Origin of the sequence: Rhodococcus baikonurensis (assembly GCF_040489275.1) — a bacterium.
Lineage (GTDB): Bacteria > Actinomycetota > Actinomycetes > Mycobacteriales > Mycobacteriaceae > Rhodococcus_F > Rhodococcus_F baikonurensis.
Genome location: NZ_JBEUOQ010000004.1, coordinates 323,725 through 339,148, shown reverse-complemented (window position 1 = coordinate 339,148; position 15,424 = coordinate 323,725). Strand labels below are relative to the sequence as shown.

The 15,424-nt window shown below is 60.5% G+C and carries 15 protein-coding genes and 1 pseudogene; 4 read left to right on the top strand and 12 right to left on the bottom strand.

Annotation, left to right across the window (positions count from 1 at the left end):
- Positions 1–166 precede the first annotated feature (166 nt).
- Genes ABWI03_RS12345 through ABWI03_RS12300 form a run of 10 tightly spaced genes read right to left on the bottom strand, consistent with a single transcriptional unit; the run spans position 167 to position 9,989 of the window.
- Positions 167–1,072: an oxygenase MpaB family protein gene (locus ABWI03_RS12345; RefSeq protein ID WP_298779165.1), complete on the bottom strand. Its 906-nt coding sequence runs from the start codon at positions 1,070–1,072 to the stop codon at positions 167–169.
- 24 nt (positions 1,073–1,096) lie between these two features.
- Positions 1,097–1,654 (bottom strand): mce associated protein mas1a, encoded by a 558-nt coding sequence (locus ABWI03_RS12340; protein ID WP_235171323.1) that lies wholly within the window; start codon positions 1,652–1,654, stop codon positions 1,097–1,099.
- Positions 1,641–2,861 (bottom strand): MlaD family protein, encoded by a 1,221-nt coding sequence (locus ABWI03_RS12335; RefSeq protein ID WP_283376576.1) that lies wholly within the window; start codon positions 2,859–2,861, stop codon positions 1,641–1,643. Before ABWI03_RS12335 ends, ABWI03_RS12340 begins: the two co-directional genes overlap by 14 nt.
- Positions 2,858–3,922 (bottom strand): MCE family protein, encoded by a 1,065-nt coding sequence (locus tag ABWI03_RS12330; RefSeq protein WP_298779169.1) that lies wholly within the window; start codon positions 3,920–3,922, stop codon positions 2,858–2,860. The genes ABWI03_RS12335 and ABWI03_RS12330 overlap by 4 nt, the downstream gene beginning before the upstream one ends.
- Positions 3,919–5,016: an MCE family protein gene (locus ABWI03_RS12325; RefSeq protein ID WP_298779171.1), complete on the bottom strand. Its 1,098-nt coding sequence runs from the start codon at positions 5,014–5,016 to the stop codon at positions 3,919–3,921. Before ABWI03_RS12325 ends, ABWI03_RS12330 begins: the two co-directional genes overlap by 4 nt.
- Entirely contained in the window at positions 5,013–6,068 is a 1,056-nt protein-coding gene (locus ABWI03_RS12320) for an MCE family protein (protein ID WP_124569050.1), read from the bottom strand. Before ABWI03_RS12320 ends, ABWI03_RS12325 begins: the two co-directional genes overlap by 4 nt.
- The gene (locus ABWI03_RS12315) at positions 6,068–7,099 is read right to left on the bottom strand and encodes an MCE family protein (RefSeq protein WP_298779174.1); all 1,032 of its coding nucleotides are present in this window, start codon (positions 7,097–7,099) and stop codon (positions 6,068–6,070) included. Before ABWI03_RS12315 ends, ABWI03_RS12320 begins: the two co-directional genes overlap by 1 nt.
- On the bottom strand, positions 7,096–8,319 hold the full coding sequence (locus ABWI03_RS12310; protein ID WP_298779177.1) for an MCE family protein: 1,224 nt from the start codon (positions 8,317–8,319) through the stop codon (positions 7,096–7,098). Before ABWI03_RS12310 ends, ABWI03_RS12315 begins: the two co-directional genes overlap by 4 nt.
- Before the next feature lie 3 nt (positions 8,320–8,322).
- Positions 8,323–9,180: an ABC transporter permease gene (locus ABWI03_RS12305; RefSeq protein WP_095970985.1), complete on the bottom strand. Its 858-nt coding sequence runs from the start codon at positions 9,178–9,180 to the stop codon at positions 8,323–8,325.
- Complete coding sequence (locus ABWI03_RS12300; protein ID WP_095970986.1) at positions 9,180–9,989, bottom strand: MlaE family ABC transporter permease; 810 nt, start codon at positions 9,987–9,989, stop codon at positions 9,180–9,182. Before ABWI03_RS12300 ends, ABWI03_RS12305 begins: the two co-directional genes overlap by 1 nt.
- Positions 9,990–10,530: 541 nt before the next feature.
- Between ABWI03_RS12300 and ABWI03_RS12295 the strand changes: the two genes are divergently transcribed.
- Both ABWI03_RS12295 and ABWI03_RS12290 read left to right on the top strand, forming a co-directional pair.
- Positions 10,531–11,820, top strand: coding sequence for a TetR/AcrR family transcriptional regulator (locus tag ABWI03_RS12295; protein WP_298779182.1), 1,290 nt, complete (start codon positions 10,531–10,533; stop codon positions 11,818–11,820).
- Between the two features lie 34 nt (positions 11,821–11,854).
- Positions 11,855–13,060 (top strand): winged helix-turn-helix domain-containing protein, encoded by a 1,206-nt coding sequence (locus ABWI03_RS12290; RefSeq protein WP_298779185.1) that lies wholly within the window; start codon positions 11,855–11,857, stop codon positions 13,058–13,060.
- Positions 13,061–13,306: 246 nt separating this feature from the next.
- On the opposite strand, the gene ABWI03_RS12285 is transcribed toward ABWI03_RS12290, so the two are convergent.
- Positions 13,307–14,461, bottom strand: a complete 1,155-nt coding sequence (locus ABWI03_RS12285) for a 3-ketosteroid-9-alpha-monooxygenase, oxygenase component (protein WP_298779189.1) — start codon at positions 14,459–14,461, stop codon at positions 13,307–13,309.
- A 59-nt stretch (positions 14,462–14,520) separates the two neighbouring features.
- Positions 14,521–14,787 carry a hypothetical protein gene (locus ABWI03_RS12280; RefSeq protein WP_185564883.1) on the bottom strand — a complete coding sequence of 89 codons (267 nt, stop codon included), beginning with the start codon at positions 14,785–14,787 and terminating at the stop codon, positions 14,521–14,523.
- On the opposite strand from ABWI03_RS12280, the pseudogene ABWI03_RS12275 reads away from it, so the two are divergent.
- Both ABWI03_RS12275 and ABWI03_RS12270 read left to right on the top strand, forming a co-directional pair.
- Positions 14,762–14,833 (top strand): annotated as a pseudogene (locus ABWI03_RS12275) (helix-turn-helix domain-containing protein); the annotation flags it as partial. The gene ABWI03_RS12280 and the pseudogene ABWI03_RS12275 overlap by 26 nt on opposite strands.
- Positions 14,834–14,872: 39 nt before the next feature.
- On the top strand, positions 14,873–15,418 hold the full coding sequence (locus ABWI03_RS12270) for an IclR family transcriptional regulator domain-containing protein (protein WP_235172392.1): 546 nt from the start codon (positions 14,873–14,875) through the stop codon (positions 15,416–15,418).
- The last annotated feature ends 6 nt before the right edge of the window (positions 15,419–15,424 follow it).

The following is a 15,424-nucleotide window of genomic DNA, read 5'->3' as shown; positions in this document are numbered from 1 at the left end:
GCTGCGCGGCGAATGTGTCGCTCGATCGGCCCGGTTTGTCGGCTTTTCGACCCGATTTCAGTCGCTCTGGAACCCCTGTCCAGCCGTGATCGGTTGTCGACCGACCGACCCGATTTACCTGCAGCGCAGCAGAATTGAAACGATCATCGCGCTGCCGGTCCTGGGCTCAAACGAGATTCTTGCTCGCCTTGATCCGACGGCGAATGTCGCGCATCTGAATGGTGTTGCCGGCCTGACGGATGGAGCGTGGGATGAACCTGTTGACGAACGACACGAAAATGAAGAGGTGTTCGAATCGGCGGCGATCGTCTTCGGTCCATTCGAGGTCGAGTTGGTCGCGGTAGATCGGTGGTAGGAATCCGACCGTCAGGAACCGCAGCAAGTTTCGGAACACCAGGCGTATCGGCCACGCGATCATTCGAAGGTTGACGAGGTCGACCAGATACTGCTTGGTGCGTTCGTCGATGACGACGCGTTCACAACCGAGGTTCCAGTAGCGCTCGAAGTCGGCGCGGGTGGCCGGCCACATCTCTTCGGTGACCTGCAGCGTCGTTCCCAACGTTGATGCGGACTGATAGAACGATTCCGCCTGTTCTTCGGACATCTTGCCGTGCAGCAACTGATGACTGTCTTCGAAACCGATGAACAGGCATGCAGCAACCCATAATTGGAGTTCGCGATTGAAGGCGTTGTACTTGACCGGGCTGTTTGAATCCGACTTCACATGTCGGTGCACCGAGTTCACGGCCTCGCGGTAAGCCTTTCGCTCTTCCTCGTTACCCAGGATCGCGACCGTCAGGTACTGCGTCGTGGTTCGTGCGCGCTTCCACGGATGCACTGTCAGAGCACCCGATTCGACCTTGCTCTCCATGACGCCGTATGCCACCTCGGGCCAACCGAGTTGCAGGATGACGTTGGCAGCGGCTCCGGCGAACGACCAGAAATCGAGTGCGTCGGTGATGTGTGCGGGTTTACGTGCCCACCGCCTACGCTCGGCCGTGACGGTGATGCGTGTCCGATCGGTTCGAAGAGACGACTCGGACTTTTCCGAATCCAGGTAGTGAGTGGGCATCGATCTTCCTCCGTGAGGGGTGAGTTACTTGGTCTCGACGTTGCTCACGAGCCACCGGTCGTCCGAGCGGACCAGGGATATGACCATCCGGTACTTCTGTGTATTACCTTCTGGCGCAGCAACGTTCTTGGCCTGCTGGTCGACGAACACGAGTACTTCGGCCGACGAATCTTCGAGCGTGTCGATGCCGACGTCTGTCGCTGTCGCGCTCGCCTGACCTTGGCCTCCAGCGACAACCTCGCGCAGTGAATCGACCATGGTTCGGTAGGTGCCGGCAAATTCGTCGGTCGACATCGACGCGATGGTGTCCTTGTTGGCATCGAGGTTCTGATAGTCGAAGGAGGACATGATGGTCGAGTACTCCCTCGCGGTGTCCAGCGCTTCCTGCCGCAGCGTGTCTTCCTGATTCGCCGAGTACATCTGGAATCCGAGAACCACCAATGCTGCGACCAGCGCTACCGCCATTAGTGAGATCAGTGCGTTGCGTGGCTCCTTCAGGCGGCGAAGTAGCGACGGAGAAGTCGGATGTTCGGCCACCTCGGCTTCTGCCTCGTCGAGTAGTGCGTTGTCACCGTGTGCCATTTCCCAGTCCTTCCAACATCAATCTCCAGTAGTTCAGGGCGTCGACTCCGGTCGGAATCAGAATCGGATCTGGGACGACGGGCGGTCCGATCGGCGTGCCAGGGACCGTCGAGTTCTGCAATCCGAGGTCGTTCGGGCGGGGAGCATTCTGTGCTCCGCGTTGGACGAGGTCGTCGGCGGGGGGACAGTACATCGCCAGACTCGGACTGGTGGGGGAGAGATCGCCTACCTCTCGCCTGGGAGTGTCGTAGTTGCACACCGGCCCTTGCGTGGCAACCAACGCGAAATCGGCGCGATCGCCTTTGACGATGGATGCCAGTTTGGCAAGTCCTTCGGGGATCGTGACCAGTCCGGTTTCCAGGGCGTCCGTGCGGTCGGAGATGATCGGTGCGACAGTGACGAGATTGGCCAGGACCGCTCCGAAAGTGTTGTGGTACTTGTCGAACAACTGTTGAGCGCTGTTCAGGGCGGCGGGCGAATGATCGGTGAGGTAGATCAGCACCGGAGCGTTGGATTCGAGTTGTTCGGTGAAGTTCTTGGCAGCCGCCATTCCTCGGACAAACGAATCCGATTGTGTCGCCATGGAGTCCACCAACGTGGAGGTTCGCGACAGCAGCGCGGCGAGTTCGGCCGACTGGTCGTTCAACTGCGCCGACATGGTCCCACCGTTGTCGATCATCGTCGCCAAGCTCGGGCCGAGCCCGTTGAACGATTTCCCCAATTCGGTCCCGATGTCGCTGATCGCTTGTGGATCAATCCCTTCCAGGACACCGGACGCCTGAAGCATCAACTGGCTCATCTGCACCGGCTGCTGATCCGCGGGCATGGCGATCTCGTCGCCATCTCGGAGATAGGGGCCGTGATCCGTGGTGGGGTAGATGTCGACGTTCTGGATTCCGGCGGCTGTACCCATCGTCACCTTGGCGACGCTGTCGGTGGGTATCTCCGTGTTGTCGTTGAGTGAGAGTTCCACCCGAGCCGAGCGGGTGCCTGCGTCGAGTTCGACTTCGCTCACCTTCCCCACCTGCACTCCGCGATACGTGACGACCGTGCCCTTGGTAAGTCCGAAGGCGTCGGACATGTTGGCGTGCAGCCGGATTTGGCCACCGAAACCCTGAGGGCCGACCACGTAGACGATTCCGAAAGGGATGACTACAGCGGCGATCAGAGCGAACAGGACGAGTTGAACAAGCGCAAGGCGACTCAACGTGGACCTCCCTGAAGTAGATCGGTGAGAGTTCCCGCCGGCGCGATCGATTGACCTGCCATACCGCCGCTCCACAGTTTGTCGATCGTTCCCGGAATATCCAGAGCGCCGTCGAACACGAGGTAGTCACCTTGGACTGCCCTGGTGAAGTTTTCGAGCAACCCGTTCATGTTCGCCAGTGTCTGGCCGATCTCCGAATTGAACGAATCCAGAGTTCCCACAACGGTCGACGCATCGTGCAGCATCGCGTCGAGCCCGTTGGGTGAGGAATCGAGGATGGTGTTTGCGTTGGTGGCGAGCTGAACGGTCGAGTTCAACAGGCTCGCAATCTGATCCTTCTGTCCGACGAGAATCGACACCACCTGTGGAACGGAATCGAGGTAGTTGTCGACAACTACCCGTTGCCCAGCCAGTTGGGAGGAGACCCGGGCAGCGAGGTCGACGGCCTCGTCGAACTCGCTGCGGTGACTGCTTGCCTCTGCCATCAGCGAAGTGAGGGTCTCGGTCAGAGAACGAACTTCACCCGAGCGCCCGGAAAACGCGGTGTTCAGTTCGCGTACAACGGTGTCGAGTTGATCGATACCGCTTCCGGTCAGAACCGTGCCGAGGGTGGCAAGTGCACTTTCGACCTGCGGACCGATCTCGGTGCGAGACTCCGGAATCGTGTCGCCGTCGCTGAGCGTGGAGCCGGACGGAACTTCCGGCACCCGAAGTCTGATGAAAGGGTTTCCCAGTGCGGACGGGAGTTCGACGGATGCTTCGACATTGTCCGGCAACTGCGTCGCGGCGTCCAGACTCAGCGTCACGTCGGCTCCGACGACGTCGGCTGACAGCGCGGATACTCGACCGATGACTTTCTGGCCGCTGCGGACGTCTGCTCCCAGCACCAGACCGTCGGCGCCGGCCAACTGTAGCGCCACGTTGTACGCGTCACCGTCGGCCGAACGACCCAGCGGAAGGTCCTGAATGCCTGCGCTACAGCCGCCGAAGGCGAACACGGCCGCACAACCCACACCGATGATCGTGGCACCGGCGACTATTCGAACCGAGTGCCGCGTCAATTGCCACCTCCGGGGACGGCTCCGCCGGAAATCGCGGAGGCGATGCCGAGCGGATCAGAAGTACTGAGGGGGAAGGAAATCGGATTCGTGAACCCGGCACCGGTGCAGATCGGCAACTTGTAGGTGTCGCACAACGGTTTTGCAACCGCGAACTGAGTCAATGCAGTCGAGACGTTGAGCCGGATGCGCCCGCGCTGATCAGGGCCGATAGTTTGGGAGAGGTTCTGCATCATCAACGGCACCAGGTCCATGAACTCGGCGAGGCCAGGTTGTTTGGAAGCCAGAGTGTCACCGAGAACTCGCACGTTGTCGGCTATTGCGCCGACATCGTCGCCGTGAGTTGTCATGAAACTGTTCAACTGGTCGAAGACGACCTGCAGATCCTGCAGAGGCTGTGAGATGTCCATGTTCTGGCCCGCCCACTGATCACCCAATACGCCGAGGTCACCGACAAGTTCGTCCAGGCTGACCTGCCGCGCGTCGAGAGCATTCATCAACGTGTTGAGATTGTCGACGAGGGCACCGATGTCTTCCGACCGTGCGCCGACAACTCCGGTTGCCGTGCTGAGGTTGCGAATTGCGGTATTGAATTGATCGCCTTGGCCCTGCCATCCGGCGGCGCCGCGGCTCACGAGATCACCGAGATTGCCTCCGTCCCCGGCAAATGCGTCGGCCAAAGTGCTGACGCTTCCCATCAACCCGTCGAAATCTATGGGGGAGTGGGACCGTTCGATCGGAATCTGATCGCCGTCTTTCAGCGTCTCTCCGCCGGTGTACGCCGGACCGAGTTCGATGTGGCGATCGCTGATAACCGACGGATTGAGAACATAGGCCGAAGCGTCGGCGGGCAGATCGACGGAGTTGGGCATCGACATCGCCACTCGAACAGAAGTTCCGCGAGGTTCCACCGACGTGACTGTCCCGACGCCGACTCCGAGGACGGTGACCTTGCTTCCCTCGTAGATCCCGCCGACGTAGCTGAAATCGGCGTAGACGGTCTTGGACTGATCGGTTCGTCCGAAGATGTACCAACCGGGGAGTGCAATAGCCAGGGTCACGACCAGCATGGCAGTGACAGCTTTTCGTGTGTTCACTTGCAGCCCTCCATGATGCCGAGCGCGCAGAGCAGGTTGTCCGGGATCACGGCCGCCGGCGCGTTGACGTCGGTCCAATTACCGGTGCCGGTGGAGTCGGTGACCGAACGCAGAGCGGAAGGAAGACGAGTCAGCAGCAGGTCGATCTGATCTGCGTTGTTCTTCAGCGTGGTGGTGACCGCGACCAGGTTGTCGGTCATGGCCCCGAACTCTTCCTGACGATCGACGAAGGTGGTCGAGAGCTTCGAGATGATGATTGTCAGGTTGTCGACCAGTTGAGTCAAGGCGTCCTTGCGCATCGCAAGAGTACGAACGATCGTCTGAGCATTGGCCGCAGTACCGACTATCGAATCGGTTTGTGCCGCAGCCATGTCCGACAGCTCGCGGGACATGCTGAGAATCTGGTCGATCTGCTCACCATTCTGCGCGAAAGCAGCCGAGGCGCCGCTGATTCCGGCCAGAGCCCGGCCCACCTGATCGGAATCCGTGGGAATCACCTGCGAAAGGGTGTTCATCATGGACTCCATCGCCGCTAGGTCGACACCCGTGGCAGCATTGGTGGCGTCACTGCTGACGTCGTCGAGGCTGTACGGCACCGTAGTGCGGGAAAGCGGAATGACTCGCCCGTCGGAGTCGTCGACCACGCCGGCCGGCACGATCTCCAGGTAGCGCTTGCCCAGGACCGTCTTGAGTCTCACAGTCGCTGTGCTTTGGTTTCCCAAGGGTTGATCCTTGTCCAAGCGGAAGTTGACGACCACGTGGTCGCCGGCAAGATCGATCGAATCCACTCGGCCCGCGGGAACCCCGGCAACATAGACGGGGTCTGTGTCGGAGAGCCCGCTGGCATTGGCGAACTCGGCTGTGTATGCCGACGTGCGGACGTTGTACCAGAGTTTCGGAATGCCCAGTGCGGCGGCGAGTCCCACCACCAGAACGAAGATTCCGAGACTACCCAGCGCGAGAGCTGTTCCGCTACCGCTGCGTCGGCGATCCCCTTTGAACAGGAAGAGCATGATGCCGACGAACACGTCGATCAGTTTGACCAGGAACATCATGAGCACACCGGTGAATGTGTCGGACCGAAGATGTTGGCCTCCATGTCGCCTGCCTTCAGAGTGAAATTGCACAGATACAGGCTGATGAAACTTCCGTAGCTGCCGATACGGTTGGCGGCGTCGGCGAACTGGGGAAGGTTGGTGACCAGCCTGTTGAACTCGTCGGTGCTCGCAATCCAACTGCCGGTGACACTTTCGAGTTGTTGCACGGTCTGACCGAATGCGCCGTTCGACCCGGCCATGATCTGAGCCAACGACGAGACAGTGCGGTTTCCCTGGTCCAAGAGCGAGACCAGTTGATCGTTCTGACCGACGACGGCGGTGCTCAGGTTGTTCAAACCGTCCAGCAGACTGACCAATTCGGGTTGGCGCTCGTCCACGGAGGTGAGCAGAGTGTTCATGTTCGTGAGTAGTTGCGCGAAGACGTCCTGACGGTCGACCAGGCCGGAACTCATGGCCGCGATCTGATCGAGAAGTGTGGTCATTGCTTGGCCCTGACCGTTGAAGGTTTCGACAAAACTCCGCGTGAGGGTGTTCACCTGCTCGGGCTCGAGTGCGGCGAACAACGGTTTGAAGCCGTTCATCAGTGCGGTCAAGTTGATCGGCGGAGTTGTCTGCGCCAGCGGTATCGTGTCACCTGGTTCGAGCTGTTGTGCGGATACCGTTGTCGCACTGTGATCCTGGGTCAGTGCCAGGTATCGAGCACCCAGCATGTCGCCGTAACGAACTGCGGCACGGACATCCGACTCGAGTGAATACTGTGATTCGATTTCGACGTCGACGATCGCCTTGCTCGTACCGCCGCCGTTGTCGGCAAACGCGACCGAGTCCACGCGGCCGACGCGCACACCCGACATGGTGACAGGGTTACCCGGGTTGAGTCCTTCGACGTCGGTGAACTCGAACGAGTACGAATCAGTGCTTCCGCGAACCGGAACCGACAACGTGTTCACCACGAACGACGCGCAGGCGACGCCGGTGATGCAGAAGAGTGACAACCGAATTACCTGGCCAGGACGGACCTTCACGGGACGGTCACCTCGTTACCTCTGACCAGCGGCCCCAACATCAGTGTTGTTGCCGGGTTGGGGGTGTCCGACTGCTCCGGCGAGCCGCCCTGCAGTTGGTCTTCGAGGTATCGCAGCGTGGCAGCCTCGGCTTCGCCGCCCGCGACCGGGGCACTGACGGGTTGCATTGGCGTCAGGTTGGCGCCGGAACATTGCGCGCCGCGCGAGTCTCCGTACTGCGGGCAATCGGCGCCCGTGTAGGGGAGCGGTTCGGCGAACGTGGCGACTGCTGTGATGTCGAACTTTCCGGTGGCGAAGACCCGAGCTCCGGCGGCGCCGAACGTGCTGGCGTTGGCGAGAGTGGAACGCAGTCCGTCGGGATTGGCGGCGGTGGTCGCGAGTATCTTTCCGGCGGAATCGATCACAGTGATGATGTTGCTGTTGTTCGTCGCGACGAAATCGTCGACGGTCGCGGCGAATACGGCCGCCGCGCCGATCGAGGTCTCGAGGTTCGCCCTGTTGGCGACCATGTTGTTCGAGACGGATGTGGCTGCGGCGAGGGTATCGAGAATGTCGGGGGTCGCGCGGTCCAGTGCGTCGACGACAGTTCGGAATTCCGGAGTGGATTGCAGGAATTGGTGGGCGGCAGGAGCCAGTGCACCGGAAGCGGCGCTGAGATTGTCTATCGTGGTACCGATCTCGGCTCCGTTTCCGTCCAGAGCTTGGCCGAGTGCGGTCAGAGCCGTTTGAAGTTTCTCGGGTTGCATCGCTGTGAGGACTCCGACCAGCTTGGTGTACACGTCGTAGAGGGCGACGGCCTCGGGTCCGTCGTCCATGCGGATTTCGTCACCGTCCGCGAGGGTCGTTCGGGCCTGTCGCGTCGGGTCGTCCACGAGTTGCATGTAGATGTCACCGAAGAACGTACGTGGAACGACGCGAGCCATCACGTCGGCGGGAATCTTTGATGCATCGTCAGTCTGTATCTGTAGTTGCACAACGGATTCTGTTGTTCCTGATTCGATTTCACCGATTCGGCCGATGTTGACCCCGTGGTACCGGACCGGTGCCTCGCCGCTGATCAGGCCCGCCGTGGCCGGAACCGCGACGAACACGTCGGTGCTCTGCTCGAGGTTTCCGGATCCGCGCAGCACCATCGTCACTGCTGCCACGACGGCCACCACGATGGCGATGGTGCCGCGCAGTGCATAGACGATCTTCGTGCGTGTAGTGAGTCTGTCCACGGCTCAGATCCCCATTCCCGGGATCTGGGGGACGAGGCCCCACAGGCCGAAAGTCATCAGCACGTCGAGGATTCCGATCGCAAGGATGGCGGTCCGAAGCGCGCGGCCGGCAGCTTGACCGACACCCGCCGGTCCGCCCGAGGCGTAGTAGCCGTACGCGCAATGCACGAGCGCGACGACGGCGGCGAAGACCACCGCCTTGAGTCCCGAATACAGGAGGTCCTGCGGCGAGATCGCCAGATGGAAGAAGTAGTCGTAAGTACCTGCCGACGCGCCGTTGAAGAACACGACGACCAGTCGGGTCGAGAGGTAGCTGGCCAAGAGTCCGATCATGTAGATCGGGATGACGCAGATCATGGCAGCGATCACCCGCGTACCGGCGAGGAACGGGATCGATCGGATCGCCATCGAGTCCAGGGCGTCGATCTCGTCGGAGATACGCATGGCCCCGATCTGGGCAGTGAAACCCGTTCCGACTTTGGCTGCCAACGCGATAGCGACGACAACAGGTGCAAGTTCGCGTGTGTTGGCAACCGCGGACAGCATGCCCGAGAGCGAAGTCATGCCGACAAGTTCGAGACCGCGATGTGTCTCCACACCCAGCATCATCGCGGCGGCGAGAGACATCGCGAACACGATGCCGATGGTTCCGCCGCCGGACAACAGCGAGTTCGTTCCGAAGCTGACTTCGCTGATCTGTCCGAGCACGTGTTTGCGGTACTTGGTGAGAGCGAAAGGTATCGAGGCGATGGTGCGGATGTAAAAGGTGACGTGCTGACCGAGCGATACCAAGCCGTCGCCTGCGGTCCGTAACGGCCTGCCGGCCTGACGCGCTCGGATCCGGAGATCGACGAGTGACATCAGAATTCACCGACTGCCGGCACGATCACGGTGTACAACGCGGACAACACCGTGTTGACGATGAAGACGAGCGCGAACGCAATGACGACCGCTTCGTTGACTGCGTCGGCAACGCCGCGAGGGCCGCCCTTTGCATGCAGACCTTTGAAGGTGGCAACCAAAGTCGAAGCGAGGCCGAAGATTGCCGCCTTCACCAAAGCCATGACGAAGTCGGAAGATCGACCGTACTGACTGAACGTTGCCATGAACGTTCCGGCGGGAAGATGCTGGACGTAGATGTGGTACAGGTAGCACGCGATCACACCGCCGAAGGTCACCATCGAACACAGTGCAAGGGAGACGATCACTGCTGCAACCAATCTCGGTGCGACCAGGCGCTCGATCACGTCTATGCCCATCACTTCCATCGCGTCGATCTCTTCACGGATCTTTCGTGAACCCAGATCCGTGCAGATCGCCGATCCTGCGACACCGGCCATCATCAATGCGCACACCAATGCCGCGGCTTGACCGACGATGATGAAAGCCACGACTGCCCCGGAATAGCCACCAGCGCCGATCCTGCCTGCCAGTTCGCCGACCGACACGGCGATGAAGACACCGATCGGAATCATGAGAAGCAACGATGGGCCGGTGCTGACGCGGCCGATGAACAGGGTCTGAGTAACCGTCTCGTGCAACGAGAGTCGTCTGCGGAGGATTGCCGTGAACAGGCCGAAGAGTGCCTGAACCGAGAATCCGATCAGATAGCCCCCCTGTAACGCTACGTCTCGCACCGGGCCCTTCGCGGCTGGTAGCTCGTACGTCATCTAATTGAATTCCTTTGCAGATCAACAGTGTTCGGCACGGAGTTCGAACTGTTCGAGCGCTGGCGGTCGAGCGAACTGCCTGTGAAGCATCTCACACATATATGTGTCCAAGCAAGCATTATGTGAACCGAAATTCTCGTCGACTTGTCTGCAGTGTTGATCGAATTTCTGCTTTTGACGTGGAAGTATCGGGGCCGTTCATGCCACCGCCCCGTGTATGTTTACGAATATTCCGAATCTGTCAGGCGGATTGCTTCGCGGCCGTAGGGACTGAGCTTCGAGCGGTGACCCTACCCATTGTCGGCGGCTTCGGGCAACGTTTTGTTAACCGAAATTCTCAGTGAGGGGCTCGTCGGCTGGCGCCAGGGCGAAGTTGTATGTCGTGATCGAACGACGTTTCACCAGCTGTTATCTGGCGGCAGAAACGCAATGTGCTGAAGAATGTGTGTGAATCCTCGGAATCATGCTTATGCTGATTCTCGTCTGCCGGACAGGCGGATCGAGGTACTTCGAGCGTGAAGGCTGGAGAGTGGGGTAGACGGTGAGCCCGAGCGAGCAGTTCGTCGACGCGCAGTCGTCGAGTGGGATTGTTCGGCAGGCGAGGTCCGATTCCGTCAAGAGGCGCCCGAAGGATCGCAAGGCGCAGATCTCGGCAGCGGCGGCAATCGCGTTCAGTGAGCGCGGATATCCAGCTGTCAGTGTCGATGACATCGCGTCGGCTGTGGGTATTTCGGGTTCGGCGCTCTATCGGCACTTTCCGAACAAGTACGCGATGTTCCGCCACGCGGCGTTGGAGTTGACCGAAGCGCTCGCCAGTGCCCTGGACGTCGTCTCGGTTGCGCCTGCAGCGACCGACGCGCAGCGGTTGCGCGAAGATCTAATTGCAGTGATAAGAACCACAATTCGCAATCGGCGTACGGCCGGAATCTACCGGTGGGAGAGCCGGTTTCTCGAAGCCGACGATCGGAAATCCGTTCGAGCGCAAGCCAGCGCGGTCAATCGCCGGGTAACCCGGAATCTTTCGCGCTCCGATCCGGCAATGACGGCGCGTGAAAAGACCCTCGTCGTGGCAGCGATGTTCAGCGTGATCGGCAGCATCACCGTCCATAATCTCTTACTGCCCCAGCGGGTGATGGAGCAGGTTCTGCTCGAGGCGTGTCTGGCGATAGGTCACGGCGAGGGCGCAACCACCGCGAGCCGCCTGGAGCAGTCCTCGTTGCCCAGAACGGTGACCACGAACAAACGCGAACGTCTGCTGCAGGAAGCCGTGCGACTCTTCGACTCTCGCGGGTATCACGACGTCAGCATCGAAGAGATCGCTGCGGCCGCCGGCTTGAACGCCTCCGGTATGTACCGCTACTTTCCCAGCAAGGCCGAGCTTCTCGGCGCCGTATTCTATCGAGCCGCAGATCGCTTGGACTTGGCTACTGCAGCGGTGCTCGATTCCGCTGACTCACACGAAGAAGCGCTCCGGTCATTGTCGGCGATGTACGTGGAATTGTCGTTCGCACAGCACGAATTGATGTCGGTCTACTTCTCCGAGATGAACAACCTTCTGCCGAGTCATCGAAGCGATCTGAAGAATCGCCAGAAGCTTTACGTGGTCGAATGGGCGCGGGTACTCCGCGAAATCCGGCCTGAACTGTCGGCGGTAGAGGCGAAGTTCGTGGTTCATGCTGCGCTCAACCTGGTTCCGGACGTCGGCCGCATGATGAAATTCGACGCTGCCGCGGAGAACGCGGCCAGGTTGCAGATGTTCATGACGGCAGTACTGTTCGGCCGTCAAGCCGCCTCGACCGTGTCCACGCGCCGCGGAACATCGGCCTCCTGAAACGTGTCGGTGGGTGTGCGTAGTCTGGCCCACTATGAGCGAAGTCGTGTCACTGGCAGCTGCCCGTCGCATAGCGCTTGCCGCTCAGGGATTCGGCAAATCGCATCCCACGACGGTCACGCGTCGCAATCTGGTCGGCGTGATGGACCGGTTGCAGGTGCTGCAGATCGACTCGGTCAATGTCTTCGAGCGCAGTCACTACCTGCCGGTTTACGCTCGGTTGGGGGCGTACGACAAATCCAGACTCGATCAGCTCGCCTTCGCCCCCGGCTCGGGTTACCTCGAATACTGGGGCCACGAGGCAACGTTCTTGCCGGTGGACATGTGGCCGTTGTTCCGCTGGCGGATGGATCAGTTTCGCGCCAAAGCACTCGGTGACAAGGACGGGTGGGCTTCCGATCGGAGTGTCTTCCTCGATTGGTTGCGGCAGGAGTTGCGCGACAACGGTCCGATGGCGGCGAGCGAGATCGAACACGAAGCGAACACGCGACGCGGTCCGTGGTGGGGGTGGTCCGATGTGAAGGTCGGGCTCGAGACGCTGTTCCGTTGGGGCGAGGTGGTCTCGGCGGGGCGCGCCGGTTTCGAGCGTCGTTACGGCCTGGCCGAGCAGATGCTTGAACCCGAGATACTCGACGCACGGGTCGAGCGGTCGGAGGCGATACGCGAGCTGGTGCTGCGGGGAGTGAGGGCACATGGTCTGGGCACACTCGACGACATCGCCGACTATTTTCGTCTGCCCAGCGCAGAAGCACGAACCGCGTTGCAGGAACTCGAAGAGGCCGGCAGTGTGCGCCGGGTATCCGTCGACGGCTGGGAGCGTCGAGGTAAAGCACGAGAAGTGTGGATCGATCCACAAGCGAAGCGTCCCAGGTCCATCCGTGCGGAAGCGTTGTTGTCCCCCTTCGATCCGGTAGTGTGGGCACGCGATCGAGCGTTGCGGCTCTTCGACTTTCACTACCGGATCGAGATCTACACTCCAGCCCACAAGCGAGTTCACGGGTACTACGTGCTCCCGGTCCTGATCGACGACAAGATCTGTGCCCGAGTCGATCTGAAGAACGACCGTCAGAACCGTCGGCTGCTGGTGCGCGCGGCGTGGGCCGAACCCACCGCGGACGCCGACACTGCTCCCCGGTTGGCGGAACTCCTTCGCAGAACTGCGCATTGGCAGGGCTGCGAGACCATCGAGGTGGAGCACAAGGGCACGCTGTCTCGGGATCTGTCCGCCGCCCTTGCGTGAGCCGTCGTGGCCGCGAGGGCGAGTGTCATTCGGGAACGGTTATGCGCCCGTCGACTGCGGCTCTGTTGATGGATTTTCTCAACTCGGAGCAGCTTCCGGATCGAATGCTCGTCGGTGCGACGTGTTCGCGGTACTCCAAACATGTGGTGCGAGAATCTGATCGCCACTGAGTCGACGTGTGGTGCCAACTGTTCTTCTCGACGAGGACGTATGCTCCGCACCGCTCACAGTCCAGCGGTTCCATGGTCATCGGTCCACCCCTGCAGCGGCTTTGCGAGCGATGTTGTCCGCGACCTCCTGCTTCCACACCTCGATGGGTTTGCTTGTGTCCATTTCGAATTCGAAGCGATCGACCATCTCGGGCGTGACGTCGGCGACGTCGACGTAGAACTGTTCGTACCAGCGTCGCAGTTGATAGACCGGACCGTCCTCGGTGCAGAGCAGCGGGTTGTCGATGTGAGTCTTGTTCTTCCAGATCTCGATGTCTTGCTCGAACCCGACGCCGATGTAACCGATCATCGCATCAACGGTTTGGTCCGCTATTCCGGCGGGAAGTTCGTCGGTCTTCTTGACGGTGATGCCGTACATCAGGACGAACTTGTTCGGGCTGATCGGGTAGTGGCAGTTGATCAAAACCGAATCCACCTTGAACGTTTCGTACTGGTACACCAGATCGTCGACCATGAAAGACGGCCCGTGATAGGCGGCCACCGAGAGGTTCGAGACCAACTTCGGCACGTCGGGGTCGGTCCAGGTCACGATGTCGTCGCGGTTGATGCCACTTTGCTCCTGGATCGCGACGTGACCTTCGAAGACGTTCTTGAAATAGGTGGGGAACGAGAAGTGCACGTAGAAGAAATGCGCCATGTCGACGACGTTGTCGACGATTTCTCGGCAGTTGGTATCGATGACTATCGACTTCCACACCCAATCGGTCCACTCGTGCTCCGCAGACTTGATGATCGGAATGGCGACCTCGGCAGGAGGCGGATTGCCTTCGGGGTCGTGCCAGACGAAGAGCAGGTCATCCTGTTCGAGCGTGGTCCAGGCGCGGGTTTTGGCAAGCGGAGGAACCCGGCGGGCATAGGGAATCGCCGTGCACTTTCCGTTGCCTCCCCAGCGCCAGTCGTGAAATGGGCACGCGATCGAATCTCCCTTGATCGTGCCCTGACTGAGATCGCCACCCATGTGTCGGCAGTACGCGTCGAGGACCTTCACCTCGCCCTGGCTGTCGGCGAATACGACAAGTTTGGTGCCGAAGGCCTCGATCGGATGTGGATTTCCGTCGTGAAAATCGTTCGCGAGCCCGAGGCAGTGCCAGCCGCGGGCAAACCGCTCAGGGGTAACGCCTTCGTCGATGACGCGGAATTCGTCGACTTCGCCCAGGTCCATTGTGGTCATAACGCCGTCCTCTGTTCAGGGGTCTGTCCGTGCCACTGTGGCGAGGAGTGAGCTCAGGTTCAACGGGCGCAACCGGTGATCGGTATAGGTGCAGGTGGCAGTGACCAGGCGGGTTCGTCTCCCGCACGGTGGGAAATGCCCTGGCGGAGCGCGCCGACTGAGCCGAGATTGGCAGTCGGCAGCGAACACATCGCCCAGCGGTGCCCGCTCGACGGACGGATCACCGGAACGGAGACATCCATGTTGGTCGGACCGATCACCGAAGAGCCCATACCCATGTCAACTCTCGACAGACTGGCGATGGTGATGGATTGCTTTCGTGACACACCTCGACTGACGCTGGGGGAGGTGGCTCGTCGAACCGGAATTCCGCGGTCGTCCGTGCACAGGATGCTTCTGAAGCTTGTGAGAATGGACTGGCTTCGACGAGAAGGGCTCGAGTACGAAGTTGGAGACAAGCTCGGTGACCTCGGGGCAATTTCGTTGTATCGAAACAAGTTCGAGAGAGTGGTGGTGCCGTTGTTGTACAACCTGCACCTCGTCACGGATCAGGCTGTCCATCTCGGAGTCCTCGAAGGAAGCAACGTGCGCTACGTCCAGAAGATCGGCAGCCGGGCGATACCCGAACTCCAGACAGGCGTCGGCACTCGAATTCCTGCACGGTCCTCGGCCATAGGCAAAGCGCTCTTGGCGGCGGATCGCCGTTCGCCGCTCGCGCAGCCTTCTGAAATTGCCCACCGTCAGCGCGGCGTCGTATTCGGCACGTGTACTTCGGGACTCGGCTGTATCGGAGTACGGGTCGGTGCACTGGGAGGGACCGAAGTCGGTCTGTCGATCAGTGGCCCGCTGGTTCGAGGCAAGATCGACGATCGGCACGTTGCACCCGTGCAGATGGCCGCCGTGGCAATCTCCCAGTATTTCGAGGTGCCGGACCGTCGTCACCGGCAGACCGGGTAGTGCCCC